This window comes from Paenibacillus sp. FSL R10-2734 (assembly GCF_037963865.1).
In the GTDB taxonomy this organism is placed as follows: Bacteria; Bacillota; Bacilli; order Paenibacillales; family Paenibacillaceae; genus Paenibacillus_AQ.
In genome coordinates, this window is the sequence record NZ_CP150170.1 from 965,059 (window position 1) to 982,109 (window position 17,051).

The 17,051-nt window shown below is 46.1% G+C and carries 14 protein-coding genes; 11 read left to right on the forward strand and 3 right to left on the reverse strand.

Annotated features, from left to right (window positions below; translation table 11 throughout):
• Positions 1-133: 133 nt before the first annotated feature.
• The 3 genes from NSS67_RS04400 to NSS67_RS04410 all read right to left on the reverse strand — a co-directional run bounded on the left by NSS67_RS04400 (position 134) and on the right by NSS67_RS04410 (position 3,463).
• The gene (locus NSS67_RS04400) at positions 134-451 is read right to left on the reverse strand and encodes an antibiotic biosynthesis monooxygenase (protein WP_339320499.1); all 318 of its coding nucleotides are present in this window, start codon (positions 449-451) and stop codon (positions 134-136) included.
• Positions 452-1,050: 599 nt separating this feature from the next.
• A complete protein-coding gene (locus NSS67_RS04405) occupies positions 1,051-1,770 on the reverse strand; it encodes a 3-ketoacyl-ACP reductase (protein WP_339318492.1) in 720 nt (239 codons plus the stop codon).
• Positions 1,771-1,915: 145 nt separating this feature from the next.
• A complete protein-coding gene (locus NSS67_RS04410; protein WP_339318493.1) occupies positions 1,916-3,463 on the reverse strand; it encodes an FAD-dependent oxidoreductase in 1,548 nt (515 codons plus the stop codon).
• Between the two features lie 160 nt (positions 3,464-3,623).
• On the opposite strand from NSS67_RS04410, the gene NSS67_RS04415 reads away from it, so the two are divergent.
• The 11 genes from NSS67_RS04415 to NSS67_RS04465 all read left to right on the forward strand — a co-directional run bounded on the left by NSS67_RS04415 (position 3,624) and on the right by NSS67_RS04465 (position 17,035).
• Positions 3,624-4,982 (forward strand): spore germination protein, encoded by a 1,359-nt coding sequence (locus NSS67_RS04415; protein WP_339318494.1) that lies wholly within the window; start codon positions 3,624-3,626, stop codon positions 4,980-4,982.
• Positions 4,982-6,082 carry a GerAB/ArcD/ProY family transporter gene (locus NSS67_RS04420; RefSeq protein ID WP_339318495.1) on the forward strand — a complete coding sequence of 367 codons (1,101 nt, stop codon included), beginning with the start codon at positions 4,982-4,984 and terminating at the stop codon, positions 6,080-6,082. The genes NSS67_RS04415 and NSS67_RS04420 overlap by 1 nt, the downstream gene beginning before the upstream one ends.
• Complete coding sequence (locus tag NSS67_RS04425) at positions 6,079-7,176, forward strand: Ger(x)C family spore germination protein (RefSeq protein ID WP_339318496.1); 1,098 nt, start codon at positions 6,079-6,081, stop codon at positions 7,174-7,176. The genes NSS67_RS04420 and NSS67_RS04425 overlap by 4 nt, the downstream gene beginning before the upstream one ends.
• A gap of 91 nt (positions 7,177-7,267) precedes the next feature.
• A complete protein-coding gene (locus tag NSS67_RS04430) occupies positions 7,268-7,663 on the forward strand; it encodes a transcriptional repressor (protein WP_042131422.1) in 396 nt (131 codons plus the stop codon).
• 253 nt (positions 7,664-7,916) lie between these two features.
• Complete coding sequence (locus NSS67_RS04435; RefSeq protein ID WP_339318497.1) at positions 7,917-9,881, forward strand: methyl-accepting chemotaxis protein; 1,965 nt, start codon at positions 7,917-7,919, stop codon at positions 9,879-9,881.
• A 121-nt stretch (positions 9,882-10,002) separates the two neighbouring features.
• The gene (locus NSS67_RS04440; RefSeq protein WP_339318498.1) at positions 10,003-10,815 is read left to right on the forward strand and encodes a uroporphyrinogen-III synthase; all 813 of its coding nucleotides are present in this window, start codon (positions 10,003-10,005) and stop codon (positions 10,813-10,815) included.
• A gap of 205 nt (positions 10,816-11,020) precedes the next feature.
• A complete protein-coding gene (locus NSS67_RS04445; RefSeq protein ID WP_339318499.1) occupies positions 11,021-11,659 on the forward strand; it encodes a ThuA domain-containing protein in 639 nt (212 codons plus the stop codon).
• Positions 11,660-11,755: 96 nt separating this feature from the next.
• Positions 11,756-12,103 carry a polyhydroxyalkanoate synthesis regulator gene (locus NSS67_RS04450; RefSeq protein ID WP_339318500.1) on the forward strand — a complete coding sequence of 116 codons (348 nt, stop codon included), beginning with the start codon at positions 11,756-11,758 and terminating at the stop codon, positions 12,101-12,103.
• Entirely contained in the window at positions 12,104-13,771 is a 1,668-nt protein-coding gene (locus NSS67_RS04455) for an AarF/UbiB family protein (RefSeq protein ID WP_339318501.1), read from the forward strand.
• 393 nt (positions 13,772-14,164) lie between these two features.
• Positions 14,165-15,973, forward strand: a complete 1,809-nt coding sequence (locus NSS67_RS04460) for a DEAD/DEAH box helicase (RefSeq protein WP_339320500.1) — start codon at positions 14,165-14,167, stop codon at positions 15,971-15,973.
• 198 nt (positions 15,974-16,171) lie between these two features.
• The gene (locus tag NSS67_RS04465) at positions 16,172-17,035 is read left to right on the forward strand and encodes a M15 family metallopeptidase (RefSeq protein ID WP_339318502.1); all 864 of its coding nucleotides are present in this window, start codon (positions 16,172-16,174) and stop codon (positions 17,033-17,035) included.
• Positions 17,036-17,051: the final 16 nt, after the last annotated feature.

A 17,051-nucleotide genomic window follows, 5' to 3' on the forward strand; every position in this document is an offset into this window, starting at 1 on the left:
CTTGGACGAATATCACCGCTCAGTGGTGATAGCGGTAATTGTCCGATTTGTTAACTGTGCGAATCGTGTGAAGCAGTCTTCTAGATGCTAGTTGTCCAAATAGCTTACGCGACCAATTGGTCAGTCACTATACTTAGTTGCTGTTGCCGGGTGTTCGGCTGATCATAAGCTCGTATTTGTCGATCGAAGCGCCAAGAATAGCTTCATTTCCACCAGCACCGCGGTGTGATTGACGGAAGGAGTCGCTGGAGGTCCAGCCTTTGAACGCTTCTTCATTCTCCCACACGGTACAGATCTTTAATTCCTCAACACCTTCTTTGGCACTTCCGTGCCAAACTTCCATGCGGACGAATCCTTGCATATCCTGTACACCATTATTTCCTCCAAAACGTTGAGCAATAGCTTCGGCATGACCTTCTTTAACCTTAATGGTATTTGTTACTACCAGCATGATAGATAAACCTCCGATCAGCAGCATTATAATATCCATACATAAACATCCGGTTGAGCATATAATTGCACTATTCTCTGCAACTATATTCTATGAATCTGGCGCAAGGTCAAGAATTGCCTACTTTTAGTTGCACAGAGTGCAATTAAAGTGTGACGGTTCCTTTAATTTCGTTGAATAAATGTACAAAGTGCAACTATTGTCTATTCAAACGCTAAGTAGTCCAAAGCTCGAAGTAGCTAGCGGAACTACAAGCATCTACAGAAACTATAAGCACCTATCGTAACTATAAGCATCTACAGAAACTACAAGTAACCACCAACCACAATACTTCACGTACTACAGGTATTACAAGCACTCAACATATTATTAGTACCAACGAATAAATAAGTACCCAAACTCCAATTGTCTACTCTGGTCCTGAAAGTGGAGTTTGATTGCAGAAGGTGCAACAGAATAGCCAGAAAATAGTCTGGATAAGGTATTCTGTTGCATTCTGTACAATTGGATCGAGGCTAAATCGCCCGAAAGCAGGGGTTTCCTCTAGTTTGATTGCACAAAGTGCAATCAGAGCCTGAAGTAGAACAGCCAGCTCTCTTTTATTGCGGATTGGTGGTCCAGAGACCTGCTGTTTTTAAGAAGACACGATCCGGCAGCTTCAATGCTGTTAACGCTAATTCAGCTACATCCTCAGGCTGCATCATACGATCCTCGTCACCGATCTTGAGACCAGCGTTGGAAGCTAGTTCGGTGTTTACCGTGCTTGGAGTCAAGGCAACGACGCGGATATTGTGCTTACGCACTTCCTGTGCGAGGGCTTCGGTCATACCCATCAGTGCGAACTTAGATGCGCAGTAAGCAGAGCCTGTTGCGAAGCCGCGTTCTCCGGCTGTAGAAGAAATATTGATGATATTTCCACCATTCTTTTCAATCATAGCTGGCAGCGCAGCGCGAGTTACATAATAGGTACCGTAAAGATTGACTTGGATGTGACGTTCCCAATCTGAAGGGTCCATTTCTACTAAAGTGCCGAATTTTGCAATTCCGGCATTGTTAATTAATGCATCAAATGTTCCTAACTCATTTTGCAGGTAAGCAACCGCACGTTCAGCTTCTTCGCGTACAGCGATATCCGCTACAGCAATGCTGACTTTCACGTCGTAGACTTCCGTTAAGGCTGATTTTAACGCTTCGAGATCACCTGAAGTTCTGGAGATCAGGCCTAAATTAGCACCTTCCTTAGCCAGTGCCATAGCCAAGGCTTTGCCGATCCCTTTGCCTGCACCAGTAATTACAACACTCTTTCCTCTCAAATCCATCTCTGTCGCCACTCTCCCTTAAACATTTTCGAAGCTAATGCTTCATTCACGTCCTATTATACCTGAATGCGATAGGGCAATTACAATCGCCCCTTTCATTAATATAGAGTTTTTCATGAATCTGAACTTTATTTTCATGAAGAGCTTATTCATAGAGCTTTGTCAGCGGCACCGATGCGGGCCCCTCTAAGACTTCTCCATCGTAGGAGAAACGGGAGCCGTGGCAAGGGCAATCCCAAGAACGGTCGCCATCGTTCCAGTCGCATTCACAGCCCATATGGGTACACGTTCTGTCCACCAGATGTAGCTTCCCTTCTGGATCTTTGTATGCGCCGACTCGTTTGCCATCATGGAAGACAACAGCCCCTTCGTCTGCCTTCAAATCACTTGTCTTTTTGTGGACGATTTCAACTTTGCCTGCTACTAGCTCTTTTACCACATTGGCGTTTTGAACGATGAAGCTTTTTATGCTGGCGCCAGCTTTGAAGCGGGATGGATCGTACAGTTCCGTATAAGGATTATCTTTGCGCTGAATCTGATCCGAGATGATCTGAGCGGCCAAGGTACCGCTTGACATGCCCCATTTTCCGTATCCAGTAGCGATATAAATTTCTTCGTTATCCGAGATCTTGCCAATGTAGGGTACCCTGTCCAGCGTAATTAAATCTTGTGCTGACCAGCGGTAAGGGATAGCTTTGATGCCGAGCAAGTGGCCTGCGAATAGTTCTAGATTCTCATAATGACCTATCGTGCAGATGCCTTGGCCTGTCTTATGATTCTCGCCCCCGACGATAACCAGATTCCGGCCTTCCCACTCAACAGCACGTAGAGAACGGGTTGGTTCGCTGGCACTTAAATACATTCCGCCCTCAAAATCCGTTTCAGGCTGGATCGCCAGACAATAGGAACGTTCAGCATGCAGTCGCGAGAAATATAACACACCACCATCATAGAAAGGGAAATGAGAAGCCGACACGGCGTAACGGCAGGTAATCCGATAGTCGTTTTTTTCCGTGAAAAGCGTAAGCTTATCGTTCTTCTCCACCTTGTCCGCCATCATCGTATGCTCGTAGATCACGCCACCTTTTTCCACAATAACCTTTAACAATGCCTTCAGATATTGCAGGGGGTGAAAGCGAGCTTGTTCTGGTAATTTAATAGCACCACTTGCCATCAGAGGGATAGGGACGTTATCCAGCCATTCCCCGGGCAGACCCAATTGTTCATAGGCTTTATACTCTTCCTCTAACTGTTTAAGCGTTTGAGGGTCTTCAGCATCTGCGTATAGATAGGCTGCCTCACGTTTTATGCCGCAAGAGACTTCAAGCTCTTCAGCCGTATTTAAGATCCAATTCATAGCCTCATTGTTCGATTGATAATAGAGCCGGGCATTCTCTTCCCCGAAATGCTTCAGCAAATGATGATAGATTAGACCATGCTGAGCGGAGATTTTGGCACTGGTAAAACCCGTAGTACCACTGAGAATTTCCCCTGCCTCCAGGAGCGTGACTTTATATCCTGCTTTGCTTAGAAGGTAGGCTGTAGTAATGCCTGTAATACCGCCGCCTACCACTGCGACATCTGTAGAAATATCTTCAGTCAGCTTTGGAAAAGCCGGTAAATCCGTAGTGTCTCTCCATAGTGATTCTGGAAATTGCGGAAGACCTTGCGTTATTTTACGGTGTGGATCCATTTAATACCCCTCCATCTATCTGTACAATCCTCATCTCATTTATTACCACAGTCTCGTCAAAAGAAACTCCATATTCACACATGCAGTGCATGAATTCAGAGAAACAGTGCCAAAATAAGGTGACATTCGGGAAGCGCAGGATAAATAGGAGGGATGATCCATGTCAGTTCAACAGGATAAGTCTAATGTTTCTCTGGAATGGATCAAGGGTGAGTTGAACGGATTTGCCGATTTAATCGACAGGACGCTCGTTGCACCTTTTGGGCAGATTACTCTGCTTTATATAAAAAGCGTTACAGATTCGCAGACTCTCAGTAGTCATGTGATTGCGCCATTTTATGAGATGGGAAATACTAACGCTTACCGCGATTATATTACGACGTATCCGGGCAGTGAAGGTGAGACTTCTGGGGAAACAGCGATCGAGCTTTTACTTAGCGGCTATGTCCTTCTGAGCATAAATGATGTGATCTGTTTCTTTGATGCTATGAGTATGGAGAGCAGCGGTGTCAGTGAAACGTCTGCTGAAAGCATTTCACAGGGGCCTTCTGATGCACTAACGGAGGATCTTGCGGTGAATCTGAACATGATTCGTCGGCGCTATCAATCCACTAATCTCAAAATGGAAACTATGGTCATCGGCGAAGTCTCCAAAACAAAGGTGGCGATTCTATACGACATCAATCGTGTTGATCATAATGTATTAGAGGAATTAAGGGAGAAGATGAATACACTAAAGGTTGATATTTTACAGGCTACGGGAGAACTTGAGAAGTTTATAAGCAGTGACAGTCTGAGAATATTGCCCAAGTCCATCGTGACCGAAAGACCAGATAGAGTTGTGTTTAACTTGTCTGAAGGAAAAGTAGCGATACTGCTGGATACAACGGGATATGCGATAGTGTTGCCTTCCATATTTAATGATTTCTTTACATCTATGGATGATAAAATACAATTTCCTATCGTGGGCCGTTTCTTAAAGCTACTCCGAATTATCGGTGTGTGCATGACATTGTGGCTGCCTGCAGTCTATGTAACACTCACCTCTTATAACCCGGAAATTATTCGTGTGCAGGTTGCACTGCTCATTTCGGGTAGTCGTGCGACCGTGCCTTATCCATCTTTTGTGGAAGTGCTCTTAATGCTTATGATGATGGAATTTCTGACCGAAGCGAGTTTACGACTTCCCAAGGCGATTGGTCCTACGGCCACGACGGTCGGAGGTTTAATCTTAGGACAGGCAGCGACGGCGGCAGGGCTTGTAGGTAATATTATGATTATATTGGTCTCTGCCGTTGCGATATCCAATTTTTTGATACCTCTGAATATGATGAGCTTGTCGATACGCGTGCTGAAGTATATTTTCCTTATTGCTGCCGCTGTTCTAGGAATGGTTGGTGTAGTGGTCTGTGTGGTGGGATTCGCGATGTATTTATGCAAGCAGCGCAGCTTTGGACAACCCTATTTCAGATTGTTTTTTCTTGATAACCTTGGTAAAAAGAAGGGCGGGGAACATTGATGGCCAAAAGCCGTTATTTCTACTGTCTTTTTCTGATGAATAGCTTGATCAACATCATTAATTTTGTTCCTAGGGAATTAATAGATAGACGCTTTGACGGTGCATTAATCTCCATACTAATCGCAACGATCCTAGGCACATTATTTGTCTATATTTTTACTACATTGATTGCTAAATTCCCTGGAAAGGGTTTTCCAGAAATATTTAATCCTCTACTTCCTAAGCTGTTTGTTAAACTCTTACTAGTGTTTTTTGCTGGTTTATGGTGTGTGGCTGGGGGGATTACATTGCTTTCTTTTGTAGATATTACACTGCGGTATATCAGTCCGGATTCAAGTCCATTTACAGTCGTGATCAGCTTTCTGATATTGGTTTGCATCTGCTGTCGTTTTGATTCTCTATCACTTTTGTATGGACTTGAAATCATTCTAACCGTGACGTTACCGTTAATACTCTATGGCATCGTAAAAGCGCTGGTAAATCCGGATTTCAATTGGGATTCTGTTCTACAGGTCACTACATATATCTGGCATAAGCCGGATCTAATGAGCCTTGCGGCAGCCACCTTTTCGTTTAGTGGTTATATTAATCTGGCCATATTTAATCGGGTATTTCATGGTTTAAAGCTAAAGCATGTCTGGATTTTAGGGGTGGAAGGACTACTCGTACTTCTCATAACCTTCTTTGTGCCTATCGGTTATTTCGGAACCGTTGCGATCGAAAGACATGTGTATACGTGGTTCTCGACGGCAGACAGTATCCGGATTGAATCCTTTATTATTGAACGGATGCTGTTTATTTTTTATTTTGCCTACATGACTTTATCTCTGGTAAGTGCAATTGTTCATTGGCATGTGGGCCTAGAACTATTTAAAAGTGCCATCTCATCTGTCAAAAAACAATCCCCAAAGGTAGAGCGGTGGAAAGAGTGGAGCATCCTGTGCTTGTTCAGCGGAGTGGTCCTTTCCTTAATCTGGCTGGATCAATATCAACTTAATTTAATGGGCGCTTGGTTTCTACAAATCCGCTGGTTTGGTGAGATGTTCTTAATCGCCCTGCTGTTTTATTGTTATCGCAAAGCAAGGAGGCAGGGCTTGTGAGAAAAGCGCTTAGTGCAATAGGAATTGTGTTACTACTACTCCTTCCTGGCTGTGACTTCAAGGAGATTGATCTGCGGATATTTGTACTGGCGATCGGTGTTGACCCTGGTGAAGCAGAAGGGAATTTCAAGATTAGTTTGAAGCTTGCCATCCCTCAGGGGGATGTTACCAAGATTGATGAGAAGATGCAGATATTGACCGAAGAGTCCCCAAGTATCTCGGAAGCGCTTCGTAGAATGAAATCTAGGGTATCGAAGGAGCTGGATTATACACATTGTAAATCGCTTATTTTGGGGGAAGGGATTGCACGCAAGGATATTCAGCATGTGATGGATTGGGCGGTGCGGCGCAGAGATATTCAGCTTATTCTCAATTTTGGAGTGGGGCGTCCGGATGCACTTCGAGTGTTGAAGGTAAGACCCCAATCGGAGCATATCCCATCGAATTCTCTTATTCTGGCTATGAGTGGTCAGGGAACGGAGTCTCCTTTTATTTCCAGTGTGTATTCCTTTCAACTGATGAGAAATATTTACGAGAAGGGTATTGATCCGATTCTACCGATTATCGAGACTGAAGGGGAAAATGAGTTCATCATTAACAAAATCGCTCTGCTGGATAGCCAGAAAATCAAGATGGTTCTTACCCCGGATGAAACTCGACTGTACAATCTGCTGTCGCGCTCGAACCTGCGGACTAATTTACCCGCCCATTTGGAGGGAATCATGTATCAGTATTATACAGAGAGATCATCTTCGAACTACAAGATATTAAATCCGGAGAGCGGGAAAGCTACTATTCGATATCATATTAAGATTAAAGGGATCCTCGAAGAAAGCAGCAGTCCGGATTTGGTGACTCATGGTATGTTGGAGGAAATTGCGATAGCAGGGGGAAAGGAACTTGAGAAGGATGTATTGTCATTGTTAACTAAAATACAAGCTAGTGGTCTGGATCCTTTTGGATGGGGTCTGCATTATGGAGCTAGACATTTTAATAATGATACAGAAATGGAAGTGTGGAAGGGGCTCTATACTGGGCTCGATTTTCAGGTCAAAGCAGACATTGATATCAAATATTCTGGATTAATCAAGTAACTGAGAAAGTAATGAGTGGATAAAAGTGGGATTGACGTTCTTACATTCACGATTTATACTTGATCTAAAAACAAGTTAGAGGATGATAGCAATGAAAAGTCTAAATTTGACTTCCCAACGTCAAGCCGTTTACGATATCGTCCTTAATTCACATGACCATCCCACTGCTGCGGAAGTAATGAACCGGCTAGTAGAACAGGGTCATAGCTTAGCATACGGTACTGTATATAACTCCCTGCGTTATCTTTCAGATAAACAAATGATTAGAGAGCTCAAGCTTGGTGAGGCTGCCAGCAGATATGATGCCCGCATGGATGATCACCAGCATATCATTTGTGAGGTGTGCGGTGCGGTTGACGAAGTGATGAACCAAGTTCCACGAGATTGGATGAACACAGTGGCCAAGGATACAGGTTATACCATTGGTCATGCCCATGTCGTATTTGGGGGCGTCTGCCCGAACTGTAAGAATAAGAACGTGAACTAGGATGAAAGAACCGACCTTTTGCTGCGGTAATGATAAGTAAATAGGTATATTTGAGCAGACCGCTTCCTTTAAAGCGGTCTTTTTGTTGCGTTTATATGACAATTCTTAAGAATGATGAGAAAAATGAAGAAAGATAGGAGGAAAATCGGTTCCAAAGGAGGATATATAATTATATATTAAGTTTGGCAAATATGTCCTTCTTTAAGACTTGAAGAGAGAGAGTGTGATGACATCTATGAACAAAAAAGCGGGTATGACTATCCGAACCAAGTTAATTCTTACATACCTACTAGTTCTGCTGCTGCCCAGTATCATTATAGGTTGGCGAACCTATCAATCTGCTAGCCATGAAGTGGAAGATCAGCTGGTGAGCAATGCTACTGAAAGTGTTGTGGCAGTAAACGAAATCATCAACTCGAATATTCAATCCAAAATTGATGCTGTTTCTTATTTTGCCGCTGAATTCACTGCTGAGGGAACCAATAGTGAGGCAACTGGAAATACAGCTTCTGTGAAAGCCAGATTGAAGGAATATGCTGTGCTACATCCTGATGTGTTGGACATTTATGTTAGTACAAGTAGGGGGCAATCCATTCATGGTTCGGACGCCAAGCTACCTGGAGACTACGATCCAAGGCAGGAAAGTGCCTATGTTAATTCTCTGAAGCACGGAAAAGGTGTTGTGATCTCTCCCGCCTTTCAAACCGTAAATCAGGAAACGGCGATTGCGATATCAACGGTTCTAAAGAGTGGAGACGGGGTGGTTACCTTGAATCTCAACCTATCTGCATTAGGAGCTTTGACTTCGACTAAGGTTGGCAAGGAAGGATATATTACAATCCTTGATAATAGCAAGAAGTATCTTGTTCATCCAACAGAGGTTATTGGGCAAGAAACATCCGATGATTTTATAAAGAAAATGTTCGAGGAAGATCAAGGTTCTTTTGATTATCTCTACAAGGATACGCACAAAAAGATGACATTTATGGTGAATGAGCTTACGGGCTGGAGAATCGGAGGTACGATAAGCATAGACGAAGTGACTTCTGCCACGAGTGGAATTCGCAATACAGCGCTGCTTGTTATCGTAGTTTCCGTTTTGGTTGCACTGATCGTTATCTATTTTAATATTCAATCTATTTTGCGGCCGCTTCTCCGGCTGCGGAAAGCAACTGCGGTGATAGCGAAGGGTGATCTCTCCGTGGACATGGGGGTTTTCCGCAGAGATGAAATTGGTATGCTTGCCGAGAACTTTCAATTAATGGTGCTCAACCTGCGGGAGATGATCATAGGTGTGCAGGACATGACGAGCAATGTCTCCTCTTCAGCTGAAGAACTGACAGCTAGTGCTGATCAGAATGCCCAAACGATTGAACAGATGACGATAGCAATTCAGGAGGTAGCGGCAGGTACAGAACGGCAAGTGATCAGTGTGCGAAAAGGAATGGAAAGTACTGCGGCGACGACAAGCGAAGTGGATCATATTTCCGTATATATGGAGCAGGTATCTGCGATGATGGATAAGACTTCGCTCTCTGCTTCAGAAGGAAATGATTCAGTCATCAGCGTGGTGGATAAGATCAATGGTATCCAGGAAACGGTGGGAGAGCTTGGCAGTGTAATCGACAAGCTGAATGACAGGGCTAGTCAAATTGAGGGTATTGTCGGGGTCATCACAGGTATTGCCCGTCAGACGAACCTGCTGGCGCTCAATGCTTCCATTGAGGCAGCTAGAGCCGGGGAGCATGGCAGTGGATTTGCGGTTGTTGCTGCCGAAGTGCGCAAGCTGGCAGTGGAATCAGAGAGATCGGCGCATCTGATTGCAGAACAGATTACCGCTATTAATAGTGAAATGACACTTGTGACCCATACAATGGAAGATACAAAACAGCGCGTATCCGAAGGGATTGAGGCCGTAGATACTTCCGGACGCTCTTTCTCCCGTATCCGTAGAGCGGTTAAGAGTGCCGCGGAGAAGATTGAGGCAATGGGCGGGGCTGTACAGACCTTATTGGTGGAGTCAGATCATATGGAGAAGGCTATTGGAGAAATTCGCGGCATCACTGAAGAAGCGGCTGTGAATACAGAGACTATCGCAACTGCAGCACAAGAGCAGCTTGCTTCCGTTGAAGAGATGGCGTCTTCATCTACCGATCTTAGCCGTCTTGCGGAGGAACTGCAAAAGCTTGTGAGCAGCTTTAAAATACACTCTTCCTAGCAATAATATATATTTCAGATAGGAGAACGATGCTTTTATCTTTCCTTTTGCACTCCTTTGCAAGTATACTGATTAACAATAATGTTGGGTTAGGCAACGGAGAGAGGAGAGATAATAGTACATGGCAGAGCAATTGAAAGGGTTCACGGTCGCCTTGGCTGGTCCACGTAAATCGGAAGAAATGACCAAGCTGGTCCAAAATATGGGGGGGACGGCGTTATGCCGACCTGCCCAGGGTACTGTATTTCTTGATGATGAGGCATTGGAGGAAGGATTGAATGCATGGATTAGCCATCCTCCTTACTTGGTGATCCTTACTACAGGCATGGGACTGGATGCTCTCTTCGAAACGGCTGAACGCCTAAATATTGCCGATCGTTTCTTAGAAGTTCTATCTGGTTCTATTATTGCCGCACGGGGTTATAAGACAGTGAATGCTTTGAAAAAAAGAGGGCTTACGCCAGAGGTTCGCGACGACGACGGAAGTACGATTGGACTGATTCGTGGGCTTCAATCCTTAGATTTGCAAGGTAAGGATGTCGTTCTGCAGCTGCACGGCGATCCAGCTCCTCGTATGCTCGCGTGGCTGCAGGAGGCTGGGGCGAATACCCGTCAAGTGTTGCCGTATCGCCATACTCCACCAGAATCAGGTGAGCTTGAAAGACTGCTTATGGAAATCACAGAAGCCAAGATTGATGCTGTGGCTTTTACAAGTGCTCCACAATTTCGTTTTCTCGCTCAATTTGCTCGGGAACAGGGCAAGCTGGAGGAGATGCTGAAGTCTTTCGAGGATAAAGTGCTTGCTGTTTCTGTAGGGCGTATTACCTCTGAGGCCCTTAAGGAAGAGGGCGTACAGCGTATCATCATGCCCGAGCATGAACGGATGGGGAGTATGATTGTAGAATTGGGCAAATATGTGGCGGCGAACCGCTAGACCATAGTGTGCGGCAGTCTTACAAGATTGTCGTTACCACACAAAGCATTCCTGCCGGGTACACTGGTTGGGGATGCTTTTTTACCCGGAATTAGATACCTTAAGAGTAGTAAACCTGCCATCTGCATGGACATTCGCAGCAGTTTTCCTTAGAATATAGGCAACATGTGACGAATAATAACAAAGAATAAGGAGGAGGATCCCCATGGACAAAAGAAAGTGTCTTTTACTTGGTGATTACACCCATCCCCGTTTCCATCCACTTCAAGGAGTGGACCAACAAATTAGCGAAATCTTAAATGATTTATTAACTGTGCAGTGTTCGGAAAATAAAAAATTGATGCGCATTGAGCATTTGGCAAGTTATGACTTATGTATTGCCTACAACGAATTGTGGAACGAAACCGTATCCCCTCAGCAAACAGCTGGCTTACTTAGCTATGTGAGCGGTGGTGGAGGACTGATTGTTCTTCATACAGGAGCTTCATTGACGAAGCGTAACGAATTGGCTCAGTTGATCGGTGGCCGGTTTAATGGTCATTCGGCTTACGAGCCGATGAACTTTAAGGTGCTAGAGCATGACATTACAGAGGGTATCGAAGATTTCCAATTGGATGAGGAGCCTTTTCACTTCGAATTTGATCCGTTTACAGAACGGACTATTCTACTTCAGTATGAATCTAATGGTGAATGGTTGCCTGCGGCATGGTGCCACAGCTATGGTTTAGGACGAGTAGTCTTCCTTATGCCTGGTCATCATGAGCCATCCTTCCGCCACCCTGCGCTTCGGAAGCTAATCTTGCAAGCCGCTACTTGGGCTGCACGTATTCCGATAAATAATTAAGGGATGTTGCGTTTTTTTGAAATATGTACACAGTGGGGTATACTTTAATCATAAACTCCGTTTGTAATGAAACGGAATCATTGGGAGGAAAGTACTATGAGTGATTTGTTTAAAAAAGCGATCTCCTTAGGAGTGGGCCTCACCATTGTTAGTAAAGAAAAAGTAGAAAAGGTTGTTGAAGAACTAGTGAAGCGCGGGGAGCTTGCTCCATCGGAGTCTAAGGCTCTCGTTGATCGGCTGATTGAACGCGGTGAGGATGAGCGAGGCATGTTCAAGTCTGTTGTACAGGAGCAAGTACAACGTGTGCTGAAGGAAATGAAGATTCCTGTACAAAATGATATTGACGAGCTGGAAGAGCGAATTGCTGTATTGGAGCGTCGATTGGCCGAGCTGGACGGGATTTCCCATCTAGAAGGAACATCGGCGGAAACGCGTACGGACTAAATGGCAGTACGCATTAGACATGCCGGACGATACCGGTCTATTGCCATGGCGCTTATGCACCATGGTTTTGGCTATATGGTGGAGGAGCTGGGGCTCTATCATTTACTATCCCTTCCACGCCGTCTTGTAACACATGAAGCACATACAAGTCTTACGCTCGGGGAGCGGATTCGGCTGGTGTTGGAGGATTTGGGGCCGACCTTTATTAAGCTCGGACAACTCGCTAGTACCCGTTCGGATCTGCTGCCTGATTCTATTATTCAAGAATTGGTAAAACTACAGGATAATGTGCCCCCGTTCCCTGTGGAGCGCGTACGCACTATTGTGGAGCATGAACTGGATCAACGTATGGATGAAATCTTCAATTCCTTTGAGGATACTCCTCTTGCCGCTGCATCGATCGGTCAAGTCCATAGAGCTGTTCTTCACAGTGGGCAGGTCGTGGCTGTTAAAGTTCAGCGCCCTGGCATTCTGCGAACGATGAGCAGAGATTTGGAAATTCTCAAGGATTTAAGCGCCCTTGCTGAGAAGCAGCTAGGCTGGGCAAAGCAATATCAGTTGTCCCGTATGGTAGAGGAATTCTCGAAATCTCTGCTCGGCGAGCTGGATTACAGCCAAGAAGGGCGTAATGCAGAGAAAATTGCCCAGCAGATGGATTATGACGGAGTGTACATCCCAGATATCTATTGGGATCATACGTCAGCACGGGTGCTGACGATGGAATATGTGGTAGGGATTACCCTGAGTCGTCGTGAAGAATTACTGAGTAACGGTGTTAAGCTTAAGACTATTGCTCAACAGCTCGTGGAAATGATGCTAAGACAAATCTTCATCCATGGTTTTTTTCATGCAGATCCTCATCCAGGGAATGTTATACGGATGGCTGATGGGAAGCTGGCTTTGATTGATTTTGGCATGATGGGGCGATTGAACGAGGAAATGAAGGAGCAGTTATCTGCGCTTATCATCGCGCTGATGCGCAAAAATACGGATGCTATGGTCCGGGCAATACTGCGTCTTGGAGTTATCCCTGAGGATGCGGATCGAGCTGCGCTCCATAATGATATGGATCGACTGCGAGATGAGTATTATGATGTTCCATTCAGTAAGATGAGCATAGGCAAAGCACTGAATGATCTGTTTGGAATCGCTCGAAAGCATCGATTAGTCCTTCCCCCGGATCTAACGATGCTGGGCAAGACCATGCTGACGCTTGAGGGTGTCATTAGCAACTTAGACCCCACGCTTAGCATTTTAGAAATGGCAGAACCTTTTGGACGCGAACTTGTGAAGCAGCGATTTAGTGGTCCCCGATTGCAACGCAAGATCCTCGGAGGCGTAGCCGATTTAACGGAGAGTCTTCTGGAGCTTCCTGGGCAGGCTAAGCAGCTATCCGCGCTAATTACTAAGGGAAAGCTAAAGGTAGAGATTGTGGCACCTGAGCTACAGCATCTGGAGCGAAAGCTGGACCGGGTAGGGAACCGCTTAGCCTTTAGTATTGTGATGCTTGCGTTCAGTATCATCATGGTTGGACTTATTATTGGCACTGCGATGCGCGGTCAGCCTTCAGTGTTATGGAATTTCCCTACAGTGGAGATTGGTGGCGTAGTTGCGCTTCTGATGTTCCTGTGGTTGATCTTTGCGATTTTTAAATCGGGAAGGTTCTAACTTAGAGCTACAGGATAGAATAATTATTATTCTGCAGTTTCACACAAATGCCGTTCTATCAAGTACAATATAAAGGATAACTTTCTAAGCTTAACTTTACTTCTATTGTATAAAGTGGAATGGAACGCAAATGGAGTGCCGTCTAAACGTCCGGTGGATCGCTGCTGCCCAGAAACCGAACTTTGACCGCACTCTTTTAACGGGTCAAGGGATACAAGGGACGGAAGGATGCCGGTGACGGGGTTCTTCCGCTTTTGTTTGAATATAGCTGAATCGGAAGCATACGCCCCTAAAAGGACAGTCGATATCGGCTGCCTGAATAGGGCTTTGGAAGACGGAAGTTAAGAAAGAGATGGAATCAAATTAAACTGAGAAAATAGTGAGGTGGAGAATTTGCCGGGATTTAAAGAATTAGGTGTTTCAGAATTACTGTGTACATTGCTTCAAGGTCAAGGCATCGTTAAGCCAACACCAGTACAACAGGAAGCAATTCCGCCATTGGTGCAAGGACTTGATGTGATTGCCAGAGCAAAGACAGGAACAGGGAAGACATTGGCCTTCTTGCTGCCGATTATGGACAAGATCCATACTGAGCGAGCTTATCCACAGGCGCTGATTTTGGCTCCGACACGTGAGTTGGCGTTGCAGATTACAGAAGAGGCTCGGAAGCTGGCTCGTCATACAGACATCAAAATATTGGCGGTTTATGGTGGTCAGGATGTGGAGAAACAGCTGCGTAAGCTAGAAGGTGGAAGACATCTTATTATCGGTACACCAGGCAGACTGTTAGATCATATGCGCCGGGAAACACTCGACCTTAGTGGCGTTAAGATGCTCGTTCTGGACGAAGCGGATCAAATGCTGCATATGGGATTCTTGGAGGATGTTGAGACCATTATTACGGCTGTTCCTTATCGTCGCCAAACGATGTTGTTCTCTGCAACTATGCCAGATCCGATTAAGCGCCTCGCTGCTAATTACATGAAAGAGCCACTGGATATCGTTATTAAGAGTGGTTCACCGATTCCGCTAGATAATATCAAGCAGCAAGTAGTTGAAGTCTCGGATCGTAATAAAGAAGAGGCACTTAAAGCATTGATTGAACGGGATCGTCCTTACTTGGCTATTATTTTCTGCCGGACCAAACGGCGGGTGTCCAAGCTGAATGAAGCTCTTCAAGCAGCAGGTTATGATTGTGATGAGTTGCACGGCGATTTGTCTCAAGGTAAGCGTGAGGGTGTGATGAAAAGATTCCGTGATGCGAAGCTGCAGCTTCTTGTAGCCACAGATGTAGCGGCTCGGGGTCTAGACGTCGAAGGTATTACTCATATCTTTAACTATGATATGCCACTTGATGTGGATAGCTATATTCACCGGATTGGCCGGACAGGCCGTGCCGGAGGTAAAGGGCTTGCAATTACGTTCACTTCTCCGCGTGAGCAAGATGGTCTGGACTTGATCGAGCACGGCATCTCGCAGCGCCTGGATCGTCGCCGTTACGACAAGGATGAATTCGGCGTTGGCGAATTCATCGCGGTGCAAGGCGGCGGACGCCACGGCGGTCGCCAAAGCGGCGGCGCTGAAGCAGCGCGCACGGGCCGCGGACCGAAGACCGGCGGCTCTGGCCGCGGCGGTGCTCCGCGCGGCGAAGGCGGCGCGCGGCAAGGTGGCCGCGGCCGCGGTAAGGAAGCAGGCGGCTGGGGCGCGCCTGCAGAAGGACGCCGCGGTGGTCGTTCCGATGCGGCGGCTGGCAAGCGTGGCGGCAGCGGCTATGACGCTGGCGCACCTAAGGGCGGCGGCAAGGCTGCCGGCGTAGTGCGAGTAGGCGGCGGCTATGGCGCCTTCGCCGCCGCCTCCAGAGGCGATGCGTCAGTCAGCGGCAACGCAGCAGCGCCTAGCGCTGGTTCGCGCGGTGCGAACCGGAAGGGCGGCCCAAGCACTGGCTACAGTGAGAACGTAGCCAGAGGCGCAGACGGCGGTGCTTACGCTGGCGGCACACCACGAGGCGGCTTAGGTAGCGGCTACGGTGCAGGTCCGTCTAAAGGCGGCGGCAAAGGCGGTAAAGGTAGCAAAGGCGGCTACAGCGGTGCCAAGGGTGGCGCTGGTAAAGGCGGTCGCAACAGCGGAAGTGCTGGTTCCTCACGCGGTGGACGAGGCAGCTCCGGCGGCTTTAAAAGCGGCGGCAGAGGCACTTCCAGATAAAGTAAGTGGAATTTCATAACTAAAACTTGTTACCATAGGGAAGTTAGCGGACAAGCTAACTTCCCTATGGTAACTTTATTTTGTGGATGGATTTGAGCGATATTTGTCTAAAAAAGGATCTTAGTGTAACATTTTTGAAGGAAAGCTTGTCTAATAGATAAATAGAGTGTTTCGACTTCGAGGAGGAAGATCTTGCAGATGTCTAAAAAATTGAAAATAGTGAGCTTGTTGATTGTCGTTATTGCAGTGGGTTGGGGAATCGGGAAATATACGACAACTTCACCCTCTGCGTCGAACAATAGCGGGTCAAATATAAATGTACAGGATAATCTTCAAGCTAAGCCTGGTGAAGACGGTAATAGCGCCGAAGGGGGCTTAACGGATCCTGTGGTAGCTAATCCATCTAATTCAACGGATCCCTCTGATCCATCTGAATCGGACAGTAATGGCAAGGGTAGTAGCACTGATAATTCTTTTAAAGAGCCTGATAGCATAGCTGTGATGGTAAATAAGGAGTATGGACTGCCAGATAACTATAAACCAGCCGATCTTGTCTATCCGGATGTGCGGTTTACGTTTAAAGAGAAGATCGAGAAGCGTATGATGCGCAAGGAAGCTGCTGAAGCATTAGAGAAATTGTTCGCAGGCGCAGAGGAAGACGGGATTTACTTGGCTGGCGTTTCGGCCTACCGTTCTAAGGAGACCCAAACGAGGCTGTTTAATCGTTATGTTGAGAAAGACGGAGAAGAACTGGCTCGTACTTACAGTGCCGTGCCTGGCTATAGCGAGCATCAGACAGGGCTTGCTATCGATGTCTCAGGAAGTGACGGCAAATGTGCTGCGGAGAGCTGTTTCGGTGGAACGAAGGAAGCTGAGTGGCTAGCGCAGCATGCAACCGAATATGGTTATATCATCCGCTTTCCAGAAGGTAAGCAGGACATTACAGGTTATAAATATGAGCCTTGGCATATCCGTTATGTGGGCAAGGATATAGCTGCTTATATAGCGGACAAAGGGATTACGTTGGAAGAATATTATGATGTAGTTCCAGTATCCAAATAGCAGAGTTATAGAAAGC